Genomic DNA, 11,080 nt, shown 5'->3' with positions numbered 1-11,080 from the left:
TGGTCACAAGGTGGCGCGAAAACACGTCGAAGGGTAGATATCCGGTGGGCTAGGATCGGGTTTCGAAAATGTCGACCGCCCCCCAGTCAGGCGCCGGCCGCCAGCAGGCCGGCCAGCCGCCGGATGGCGGGATGGTCGGCGCCGTCCTGCCCGGCGGCCAGCCGTGGCAGCGCCACGGCCGGCACATCGGGCAGGAAGGGGGCCAGCGCCGCCAGCGTGGCATCCACCGGCACGGTGGCCCCCGGGGTGGTGCCCGGCGTTTCCGAAAGGACAAGGGCGGCAACCCGCAGCCCGCGCCCGGCCAGCACGGCATGGGCCGTCAGGATATGGCTGATGGTCCCCAGATAGGTGCCGGCCACCAGCAAGGCGGGCAGTCCCAGGTCGCCCATCCAGTCCAGCACGGTGCGACCATCATCCACGGGCGCCATCACGCCGCCCACCCCCTCGACCAGCAGCATCCCGTCGGTGCGGGCCAGCCGGCGGCGGCAGGCGGCCAGGACGGCCGGATAATCCACCTGCCGCCCTTCTGCCCGTGCCGCCATGTTGGGTGCCAGGGGGGCGGCGAACCGCCAGGGCGACATGCTGTCCAGGTCGGCCTGCGACGACGGGTCCCGGCCCAGGGCTTCCAGCAGCACCGCCGGATCGCTGCCGGCCGGGTCGGCGGGGTCGATGCCGCTGACCAGCGGCTTGAACGCATCGGCCGGCACACCGGCCGCGCGCCAGTGGCGCAGCAGGCAGCTTCCCACGAAGGTCTTGCCGATATCGGTGCCGGTGGCGGTGACGAAAAAGGCGGGCATGGGCTTTCCCTCCGAAACAGGTCACGGCATTCATGGCGATGACGGGGCGCGCCGTCATCTTCCCCTGCGCTCAACCCTGGCATACGTCATTTGACGGATCAGCGGTGAAACAAGTCTGTGCGGGCCACGTAACAGCCATTATACCACTACCCGGAACTTCGACCGTCCTTGTGGGAAGGGAACAGACATGAGCATCGCGTCCTTCGCCGAACACGCCGCCCAGGCCGGCAATCCGATCCGCACCGATTGGACGCAGGCCGAAGTGGAGGCGCTGTTCAACCTGCCCTTCATGGACCTGCTCTATCGCGCCCAGACCCTGCACCGGCAGTTTTTCGACCCCAACGAGGTGCAGATTTCCACGCTGCTGTCGATCAAGACCGGCGGCTGCCCGGAGGATTGCAACTACTGCCCGCAATCGTCGCAGTTCGATACGGGCCTGAAGGCATCCAAGCTGATGCAGGTGGAAAAGGTGCTGGCCGAGGCGCGCGCCGCCAAGGAGCAGGGTGCCTCGCGCTTCTGCATGGGGGCCGCCTGGCGCTCGCCCAAGGACCATGATCTGGAGACGGTCTGCGCCATGGTGGAGGGCGTGAAGTCCATGGGCATGGAGACCTGCGTCACGCTGGGCATGCTGCGCCCCGATCAGGCGCTGAGGCTGAAGGATGCGGGGCTGGATTACTACAACCACAACCTGGACACCTCGCCCGAGCATTACGACAAGGTCATCACCACCCGCACCTACCAGGACCGGCTGGACACGCTGGATGCCGTGCGGTCGGCCGGCATCAATGTCTGCTGCGGCGGCATCATGGGGCTGGGGGAAGGGCGGTCGGACCGGGCGGGCCTGATCCGCACGCTGGCCACGCTGCCGCAGCATCCCGACAGCGTGCCCATCAACCTGCTGGTCAAGGTGGAGGGCACGCCGCTGGATCAGGCCGACAGTGTCGACCCCATCGAATTCGTGCGCACCATCGCCGTCGCCCGCATCACCATGCCGGCCTCGGTCGTGCGCCTGTCGGCGGGGCGTGAGGACATGAGCGACGAGATGCAGGCCCTGTGCTTTGCCGCCGGTGCCAATTCCATCTTCTACGGCGAACGCCTGCTGACCACGCCCAACCCGGCACAGCAGCGCGACGGCCTGCTGTTCGACAAGCTGGGCCTGCGTCCCATGCAGGTAGAGGCGGGCGGCGAGGAATGACGGGGCCGCTGTCCGCGCCCGGCTGGCTGACGGACGGGATGCGGCATGTCTGGCTGCCCTATTGCCAGATGAAGCATGCCGACCCGCCGCTGCCCGTCGTGGCGACGGCGGGCACCCGCCTGCATCTGGCCGATGGGCGCGAACTGATCGACGGCATCGCGAGCTGGTGGACGGCCTGCCACGGGTACAACCATCCGCACCTGCGTGCCGCACTGGAGCGCCAGGCGGCGACGCTGCCGCATGTCATGTTCGGCGGCCTGGCGCATGAACAGGCGTTGGTGCTGGCCCAAAGGCTGGCGGCACTGCTGCCCGGCGATCTGGAGCGCGTGTTTTTCGCCGAAAGCGGGTCGGTCGCCGTGGAGGTCGCCATGAAGATGGCGACGCAATACTGGCTGAACCGGGGGGAGCGGGGCCGGACCCGCATCCTGTCCTTCACAGGCGGCTATCACGGTGACACGATCGCCACCATGGCCGTGTGCGACCCCGAAGAGGGGATGCACAGCCTGTTCACCGGCCTGCTGCCCGAACATCATGTGCGCCCCCTGCCGCGCGACCCGGACAGCCTGGCGGCGCTGGAGGCGTTCCTGGAGCGGCACGCGGGGGAGATCGCGGCCATCCTGGTGGAACCGCTGGTCCAGGGTGCCGGCGGCATGCTGTTCCATGATGGCGCGGTGCTGCGCCGCCTGCGGGACTTGGCCGACCGGTACGGGCCGCTGCTGATCTTTGACGAGATCTTCACGGGCTTCGGCCGCACGGGCACGATGTTCGCCTGCGAGGCGGCGGGCGTGGTGCCCGACATCGTCACCCTGTCCAAGGCGCTGACGGGCGGCACGCTGCCGCTGTCGGCCGCCGTGGCGCGGACGCGCGTCTTCGATGCCTTCTGGTCCGACGACCCCATGGCCGCCCTGATGCACGGCCCCACCTATATGGGTAACGCGCTGGCCTGTGCGGTTGCCAACGCCTCGCTGGACCTGTTCGAGCGGGAGCCGCGGCTGGCCCAGGTTGCCGCCATCCATGGCTGGCTGTCGGCGGGGCTGGAACCGTGCCGCGGCCTGCCCGGCGTGAAGGATGTGCGCACGCTGGGTGCCATCGGCGTCGTGCAGATGGAGCGGATCGGCGACCTTCGCGCGCTGAAGCGCCGGCTGGTCGCAAAGGGCGTGTGGGTCCGGCCCTTCCGCGATATCCTTTACCTGACGCCGGCCTTCACGGCGACGCAGGAGGATGTGATGCGGCTGTGCGGGGCCATCACCGATGTCGTGCGGCAGGGTGTGCCATGACCGGCCCCGCCGGCCTGCTCGACATGGCGGCGGCGGCGGCGCTGTCCGCGCTCGACAGGGCCGGCCGGCGGCGCGTCCTGCGTGCCTATGACCGCGACGGCATCCGGCTGCGCCTGCCCGACGGGCGCGTGCTGGTCGATGTGGCCTCCAACGATTATCTGGGCCTGGCGCAGGACCCCGGCATCATCGACCGTGCTGCGGAATTCACGGCCCGGTACGGCGCAGGCAGCGGCGCCTCCCGCCTGGTCTGCGGCACGCTGACGGCGCACCGGGAGGTGGAGGAGAAGCTGGCCGCCTTCCTGGGGACGGAGGCGGCCCTGCTGATCGGCACGGGATATCAGGCCAATGCCACCCTGCCGGCCGCCCTGGCCGAACTGCTGGGCGGCGATGTCGATCTGCTGGTCGACCGGCTGGCCCATGCCAGCCTGTTGCAGGGCTGCTTCGGCCAGGGGCTGAAGGCGCGGCGCTTCCGGCACAATGACCTGGACCATCTGGAGGATCTGTTGCGCACCTCCACGGCGGCCGCCCGGATGGTGGTGACGGAATTGGTGTTCAGCATGGATGGCGATGCGGCCGACCTGGGCGCGCTGCTGGATCTGGCCGACCGCCACGGCGCGCCCGTCTATCTGGACGAGGCGCATGCCATCGGCGTGCTGGGGCCGCAGGGGCGGGGGCTGGCCGCGCATTTCCCCGGCCGGGTGGCCGTCACCATGGGCACGCTGGGCAAGGCGTTCGGCGGGTTCGGCGCCTATGTTGCCGGTTCGCGCCTGCTGATCGATTATCTGGTCAACCGCTGCGGCGGCGTCATCTATACCACGGCCCCGCCGCCGGCCGTGCTGGGCGCCCTGGATGCGGCGCTGGACGTGATGCCTTCACTGGACATGGAGCGCATGCGGCTGGCCGGCATGGGCGATGCCGTGCGCATGGCCGTGCGCGGCGCCGGATATGACACGGCGGCCAGCAGCACGCAGATCATCCCCGTCATCGCCGGTGCCGAACAGGCAGCGCTGGACCTGCAGGCGCTGCTGGAACAGGCGGGCTTCCTGGCCGTGGCCATCCGCCCCCCCACCGTGCCCGCGGGCACCGCCCGGCTGCGGCTGTCACTGTCGTCCGCGCTGGACGACCAGACGGTCGGGCAGTTGCTGGGCGTCCTGACCTGCCTGCCGCCGCGGGGGATGGACGGGGTACCATGACAGGGCCGCTGCTGCTGTTCGTCCATGGCTGGGCCGGCACGCCCCGCCTGTGGGACCCCGTCCGCGCCGCCTTGTCGGCGCGCGGGGTGGACTGCGCCGATATGGCCTGTGTCGACCTGAACGGGCTTTACGGGACGCTGCCGGCCGGCGGCATCCGGTGGGACGGCCAGGGCGATCATGAGGGCCGGCCCGTCATCGGCATCGGCCATTCACTGGGCAGTGCGCTGCTGCTGGCCCATGGGCCGGTGCTGGCCGGGTTCGTGGCCCTGAACGGCTTCACCCGTTTCACCAGCGCGCCGGACTTTCCGGCCGGCACCCCTCCGCGTGTCCTGGCCCAGATGCGCCGGCGGCTGCTGGCCAATGCGCCCGCCGTGCTGGCCGATTTCCACGCCCGCGCCGGCCTGCCCCCACCCGCCGGCCTGCCGGGGGCGGATGTGCTGGCATCCGGGCTGGACCTTCTGGGCGGGATCGACGCGCGGACGGCGCTGGCCGCGCTGGACGTGCCCTGGGTGGCGCTGGGCGGTGCCGATGACGCCATCGTGCCGCCGGACCAGTCGCGCGCCAGCTTTCCCGCGGTACTTTTGGTGCCGGGTGGCGGCCATGCCCTGCCGGTCCTTCAGCCGGACCTGTGTGCTGCGCATATCCTGTCGGTGGCGGCACGATGCTGAAGCCCGCCGACAAGCTGGCCGTGGCGCGGCGCTTCGGGGCCGCCGCCGCGCAGTACGACGCCTCGGCCCGGGTGCAGGCCCGCATCGCGCAGGCCATGGCCGACCGGCTGGCCGCCCTGGCCCTGCCGCCCGCGGCACGGGTGCTGGAGATCGGCTGCGGCACGGGCCTGCTGACGGCGGCCGCCCTGGCCCGGCTGCCCGGCGTGGGCGCCTGGCTGGCCAGCGACATCGCGCCCGCCATGGCCGGCGCCTGCCGTGCCCGCCTGGGCGGCGATCCGCGCCTGATGGCCGCCGCGATGGACGGGGAAGTGCCGGCCGTGACCGGTCCGTTCGACCTGATCTGTTCCAGCCTGGCGCTGCAATGGTTTCCCGATGCCGGGGCGGCGCTGGCCCGCTGGCGCGGATTGCTGCGGCCGGGCGGGGTCCTGTGCGTGGCCACGCTGGGGGCCGGCACCTTCAGCGAATGGCGGGCGGCCCTGGCCATGGCCGGGGCGCCGGCTGCGGGGCCGGCCTATCCCGATGCCGCGACGCTGGCCGGCTGGCTGGGGCCGCAGGGCCGGGCGGAGCGGCAGGGCTTCGTGGAACATCACCCGGATGCGCGGCACTTCCTGCTGTCGCTGCGGGGCATCGGGGCCGATTACGCCCCCGGCCGCCTGTCCGCCCCCGTCCTGCGCCGCGCCATGCGCGCGCTGGAGGCGGCGGGGCCGGTCGGCGTGACCTATGATGTCTGCTGGCTGACGGTTCGCGGGTAACAAAGCGTCGCCGGGGTGACGGTGTGAAAACAGGCATCCCATCGGCCTGCTTTTCGGCCTGCCTTGACGCAGGTCATGGCCGGGCCATTGTTCCGCTGCCACAATGCCGGTGTCATGCCCGTCCGGAAGGGAGATGCCGCCATGCCCGATGGACTGTCCACGCCACCCGTTCCCCCCTGTTCCGACGGGGAAGGGGAGATGCCGGCCCCCGCCGGGGCCACCCTGTCGGTGCTGGACCGGCTGGTCCATGCCTGGATGGGGCGCCTTTCCGGGTCCATATCCCCGGCCGCGCTGGCGCTGGCCTGGGCCGACTGGGCCATCCACCTGTCGGTTTCGCCCGGCAAGCAGGCCGAGCTGGCCCACAAGGCCGTGCGCAAGACGGCGCGGCTGGCCCAGTATGCGGCCCGCTGCTGCGGTACGCAGCCGGTGGGCGGGCGCTGCATCGAACCCCTGCCGCAGGACCGCCGGTTCGAGCATCCCGACTGGATGCTGCCGCCCTTCAACCTGATCCATCAGGCGTTCCTGTTGCAGCAGCAATGGTGGCACAACGCCACCACAGGCGTGCGCGGCGTGGAACAGGGGCACGAGGCGGCCGTCACCTTCACGGCGCGGCAGTTGCTGGACATGGTCTCCCCCACCAACTTCCCCATCACCAATCCCGAGGTGCTGCGCACCAGCGTGGAAGAGGGAGGGCAGAACCTGGTGCGGGGCTGGCGCAACTGGATGGAGGATCTGCGCCGGCAGGCCGGCGGCCAGGGACCCGCCGGGGTGGAGGATTTCAGGGTGGGGGAGAATGTGGCCATCACGCCGGGCCGCGTCGTGTTCCGCAACCGCCTGATCGAACTGATCCAATACGCCCCGGCCACGGGCGGGGTGCGGCCCGAGCCCGTGCTGATCGTGCCGGCCTGGATCATGAAATATTACATCCTGGACCTGTCGCCCGACAATTCGCTCATCCGGCATCTCGTCTCCTGCGGCTATACCGTCTTCTGCGTTTCCTGGAAGAACCCGGATGCCGGGGACCGCGACCTGTCGATGGAGGATTACCAGCGTCTGGGGGTCATGGACGCGCTGCGGGCCATCGCGACCATCGTGCCCGGTGCGCGGACGCATGCGGTGGGCTATTGCCTGGGCGGCACGCTGCTGTCCATCGCCGCCGCCACGATGGCGCGCGACGGTGACGACCGGCTGGCCAGCATGACCCTGCTGGCTGCCCAGACGGATTTCACCGAGGCGGGGGAACTGACCCTGTTCATCGATGAAAGCCAGCTCACCTATCTGGAGGACGGGATGTGGAGCCAGGGCTATCTGGACACCACGCAGATGGCCGGTGCGTTCCAGTTGCTGCGGTCCAACGATCTGGTCTGGTCACGCATGGTGCGCGAGTATCTGCTGGGCCGGCGGGAGCCCATGTCCGACCTGATGGCCTGGAACGCCGACAGCACGCGCATGCCCTATCGCATGCACAGCGAATATCTGCGCCGGCTGTTCCAGCACAATGACCTGGCCTCCGGCCGTTATCGCGTCGATGGCCGGCCCGTGGCGCTGTCGGACATCCGCGTGCCCGTCTTTGCCGTGGGCACGGAGACCGACCATGTGGCCCCCTGGCGCTCCGTCTATCGCGCGCGACTGCTGCTGGATACCGACCTGACCTTCTGCCTGACCAATGGCGGGCACAATGCCGGCATCGTCAGCCCGCCTGGCCATCCCCGCCGCCGGCACCGGATCGAAACCATCCCCCATGGCCAGCCCTTCACCGATGCGGAAGGCTGGCTTGCCGCCAATGAGCCGCAATCCGGGTCCTGGTGGCTGTCCTGGGTGGAATGGCTGGACGCGCATTCCGGCCCGTCCGTGCCGCCTCCGCCCATGGGCCGCCGCGACGCCGGCCTTCCGCCGCTGGACGCGGCACCGGGCCGGTATGTCCATGGCCGGTAGACAGGCGGGGTCGGTAGACAGGCGGGGCCAGCCAGCCGGATTGCCGGATCCGCTATGCCGCCTGTGCCGACAGCCAGGCGGTGAAGGCGGACAGGGCGGGGCCGGGCATCCGCGATTTGGGCCAGGTCAGCCAATAGCGCCCCGTGCCGATCCGCGTGGGGAAGGGCTGGGTCAGCCGCCCTTCGGCCAGCAGCCGCGCGAACAGCATGACGGGGGCCAGGGCCACCCCATGCCCCTGCAATGCCGCCTCCACCATGATCCAGGAACTGTCGAAGACGGGGCCGCGGATGGGCGGGCAATCGCAGCCGGCCGCCGCGAACCAGGCCGGCCATTCGTCGGCGCGGTAGGAGCGCAGCAGCCGTTCGCCCGCCAGATCGGCCGGCCGGTGCAGACGGGCCGCCATGGCGGGCGTGCAGAGCGGCGCCATCGGCGCCTCGAACAGGGGTGCTGCCTCCATCCCGTGCCAGGCGCCGTCGCCAAAGCGGATGGCGGCGTCCAACCCCTCCGCCTGGATATCGACACGGTTGTTGTTGGTGGACAGCCGCAGGTCGATGAAGGGATGGGCGGCCAGGAAACCATCCAGGCGCGGCAGCAGCCATCCCGCCGCGAAGGTGCCCACCACGCCGACCGACAGCATTTCCGTGACCGGGCCGGTGTCGAACCGGTGCAGCAGCCGGGCAATCTGGTCGAAACTGTCGCGCAGGCCCGGCAGCAGGGCCAGCCCCTCATCTGTCAGGGCGAGGCCCCGGGGCAGGCGGCGGAAAAGCGGCACGCCCAGCCGCGCCTCCAGCCCCTTCACCTGATGGCTGATGGCGGCCTGCGTCACGCAAAGCTCGATCGCGGCGCGGGTGAAGGACAGGTGGCGGGCCGATGCCTCGAAGGCGCGCAGGGCGTTCAGCGGCAGGTGGGGACGGGTCATGGCGGGACGGCCATCCAGGGGGGCGGTGGTGGAAACTATCCCCGATCGATAGGCCGGCCCGCCCCCGGCCGCAATTAAAAATCCCCCGCCCGGCGGGCCGGGCGGGGGTTCAGGCTGGAACTGCCCGATGAAGGTGTTCGGAAGGGTTGGAATGTTTACTTTGCAGCGATGGTGACGGTGACGGTGTCGGCATAGTCACCGGCGATATACTGCTCGGAAGCGGGGATGGTGACCTTGAGGTCGGCCTTCTTGTTGAACTGGGCGTTGGCGCGGTCGATGACCATCTGGCTGTTGAGGTTGCCGCCATGGCCATCATAATTGACCTGATAGGCGATCTCGAAATTGCCGGACTTGAGCTTTCCGGCATTGGTGGAGGCCAGGGTGATCTTGTAGCCGTTGCCGGCGTTGCAGCTTTCGGTGACGGAGCCGATGGTCTTGTTGTTCTCGCCATTCTTCAGGGAGAGGTTCTGGCCCTGGTCCTGGACGGTGATGGTGCAGGACTGGGCGACATTGCCGCGCAACTGGATGGTGCCGGTGGCGTTCTGTGCGAAGGCGGGTGCGGCGATGGCGGCGACCAGCAGGGAGGCGGCGGCGGTCTTGGCGAAGAACTTGTTCATGATCGGGCTCCGTCGGTTCGTTGTGATGCGGCGTTGTCGCCGTCATGCCGAGGGAGGAGAGCAGGATCGATGCCAAGTTGGTGATTGACGTTGCGGTTGAGGGAAACTGCGCCTTTCCGGTATGTCCAAGCGGGTGTGGGCCATATTGCACTATGCAAAACTGCGAAATGCATAACTCATAATGCAACGACCATTGCCATCTGCAACGGTCGCCGCACCGCCAGCACAACCTAACCCTTTGTATGGTGATGATGGGCCGGCGCCCTGAAGCCTCTTGCCCAAAGCCCCTTGCCATGTGGCGGCAAGCCGTCCATTCCATCTTCCAACGGACGACAAGAAAGGTGTGAGGCAATCCATGGGTATCGACAAAGGCTGGCGCCGCCATATGGCCGGGGCCGTGGGGGCATTCGTTCTGCTGGCGGGCACGGCGGGTGCGCAGACGACGCTGATCCATGCCGGAACGCTGCTGGCCGTGCCGGGGCAGAAGCCGTTGGCCCGGCAGACGCTGGTCGTGACCGACGGCAAGGTCGCGGCCGTGCGCGCGGGCTATCTGGACGCGGCGGCGGCCGGGGTGGCGGGCGATGCCCGCATTATCGACCTGAAGGACGGGTTCGTGCTGCCCGGCCTGATCGATTGCCATGTCCATCTGATGGGCGAGTTGGGACCCGGCAGCATCCTGGCGGAAGTGCGCGACGATCCGGAGGTCGCCGTGCTGGAAGGAGCGATGTACGCCCATCGCACCCTGATGGCGGGCTTCACCACGGTGCGCGAACTGGGGTCCCCGGCGCGCACGGCCTTCGCCCTGCGCGACGCCATCGCCAAGGGCGAGGTGGAAGGCCCCACCATCCTGGCGGCCGGCCAGATGATCTCCATCACGGCCGGGCATGGCGATGCCAACGGCTTCAACGAGGCGGTGACCCACGCGCTGCGTCCCGAAAGCGTGTGCGACGGCGCCGATGACTGCCGCCGTGCCGTGCGCGAGCAGATCCGCAAGGGAGCCGACGTCATCAAGCTGGCCACGACGGGCGGCGTGCTGTCGAACATCGCGGCCGGCACCGGGCAGCAGATGTTCGATGACGAGGCCAAGGCCGTCATCGACACGGCCCACATGATGGGCAAGCGCGTCGCCAGCCATGCCCATGCCGCAGCCGGCATCAACCTGGCCCTGCGCCACGGCGTGGACAGCGTGGAACATGGTTCCTACCTGGATGCGGATTCCATCGCCTTGCTGAAGCAGAAGGGCGCCTATCTGGTGCCGACCCTGCTGGCCGGGCACACGGTGGTGGAGATGGCCCGGTCCAGCACCACCCTGACCCCGGCCCAGGCCAGTAAGGCGCTGGAGGTGGGCGAGCAGATGCGCAACAGCTTTGCCGGTGCCGTGAAGGCCGGCGTCAAGGTCGCCTTCGGAACCGATAGCGGCGTCAGCCGGCACGGCGACAATGCGCTGGAATTCAAGCTGATGGTCGATGCCGGCATGCCGGCCGCCGATGCCATCAAGGCCGCCACGGTGAACGCCGCCGACCTGCTGGATCGCACGGCCCGCATCGGCACGCTGGAGCCCGGCAAGGATGCCGACATCATCGCCGTGGCCGGCAATCCGCTGACGGATGTGACCGAACTGATGCGCGTGCGCTTCGTCATGCGCCAGGGCGTGCTGCACAAGCAGGATGGCGCGCCCGTGACCTTTGTGCCGGGCGGGCGGTGAAGAAAGCAGGGGAGAGGGGCGG

Annotated in this window: 10 protein-coding genes; 7 read left to right on the top strand and 3 right to left on the bottom strand. The window is 69.5% G+C overall.

What is annotated here, in order from left to right; all coding sequences use genetic code 11:
• Window positions 1-86 precede the first annotated feature (86 nt).
• Window positions 87-797 (bottom strand): dethiobiotin synthase, encoded by a 711-nt coding sequence (gene bioD / locus ABC728_RS00800; RefSeq protein ID WP_416618809.1) that lies wholly within the window; start codon window positions 795-797, stop codon window positions 87-89.
• 187 nt (window positions 798-984) lie between these two features.
• Here bioD and bioB point away from each other — a divergent pair, with 187 nt between their 5' ends.
• The 6 genes from bioB (at window position 985) to ABC728_RS00770 (ending at window position 7,817) form a co-directional block, all read left to right on the top strand.
• Window positions 985-1,992, top strand: a complete 1,008-nt coding sequence (gene bioB / locus ABC728_RS00795) for a biotin synthase BioB (RefSeq protein WP_416618810.1) — start codon at window positions 985-987, stop codon at window positions 1,990-1,992.
• Window positions 1,989-3,269 (top strand): adenosylmethionine--8-amino-7-oxononanoate transaminase, encoded by a 1,281-nt coding sequence (locus ABC728_RS00790; RefSeq protein WP_416618811.1) that lies wholly within the window; start codon window positions 1,989-1,991, stop codon window positions 3,267-3,269. Before bioB ends, ABC728_RS00790 begins: the two co-directional genes overlap by 4 nt.
• Window positions 3,266-4,462: an aminotransferase class I/II-fold pyridoxal phosphate-dependent enzyme gene (locus ABC728_RS00785; protein WP_445376295.1), complete on the top strand. Its 1,197-nt coding sequence runs from the start codon at window positions 3,266-3,268 to the stop codon at window positions 4,460-4,462. The genes ABC728_RS00790 and ABC728_RS00785 overlap by 4 nt, the downstream gene beginning before the upstream one ends.
• Window positions 4,459-5,130 carry an alpha/beta fold hydrolase gene (locus ABC728_RS00780; protein WP_416618813.1) on the top strand — a complete coding sequence of 224 codons (672 nt, stop codon included), beginning with the start codon at window positions 4,459-4,461 and terminating at the stop codon, window positions 5,128-5,130. Before ABC728_RS00785 ends, ABC728_RS00780 begins: the two co-directional genes overlap by 4 nt.
• Complete coding sequence (locus tag ABC728_RS00775; RefSeq protein WP_416618814.1) at window positions 5,124-5,882, top strand: methyltransferase; 759 nt, start codon at window positions 5,124-5,126, stop codon at window positions 5,880-5,882. The genes ABC728_RS00780 and ABC728_RS00775 overlap by 7 nt, the downstream gene beginning before the upstream one ends.
• Window positions 5,883-6,023: 141 nt before the next feature.
• Window positions 6,024-7,817: a PHA/PHB synthase family protein gene (locus tag ABC728_RS00770; protein ID WP_416618815.1), complete on the top strand. Its 1,794-nt coding sequence runs from the start codon at window positions 6,024-6,026 to the stop codon at window positions 7,815-7,817.
• Between the two features lie 52 nt (window positions 7,818-7,869).
• Here the strand turns inward: ABC728_RS00770 and ABC728_RS00765 are convergent, their stop codons facing one another.
• Together ABC728_RS00765 and ABC728_RS00760 are read right to left on the bottom strand one after the other, a co-directional pair.
• Entirely contained in the window at window positions 7,870-8,736 is an 867-nt protein-coding gene (locus ABC728_RS00765; RefSeq protein WP_445376294.1) for a LysR family transcriptional regulator, read from the bottom strand.
• A 155-nt stretch (window positions 8,737-8,891) separates the two neighbouring features.
• Complete coding sequence (locus ABC728_RS00760; protein ID WP_445376293.1) at window positions 8,892-9,353, bottom strand: spore coat protein U domain-containing protein; 462 nt, start codon at window positions 9,351-9,353, stop codon at window positions 8,892-8,894.
• A 355-nt stretch (window positions 9,354-9,708) separates the two neighbouring features.
• Between ABC728_RS00760 and ABC728_RS00755 the strand changes: the two genes are divergently transcribed.
• Window positions 9,709-11,058 carry a metal-dependent hydrolase family protein gene (locus ABC728_RS00755; RefSeq protein WP_416621446.1) on the top strand — a complete coding sequence of 450 codons (1,350 nt, stop codon included), beginning with the start codon at window positions 9,709-9,711 and terminating at the stop codon, window positions 11,056-11,058.
• Window positions 11,059-11,080: the final 22 nt, after the last annotated feature.

This window comes from Niveispirillum fermenti, from assembly GCF_052474395.1.
Note: the sequence above shows the minus strand (reverse complement) of the source record. Positions and strands in the feature narration are given on the sequence as shown.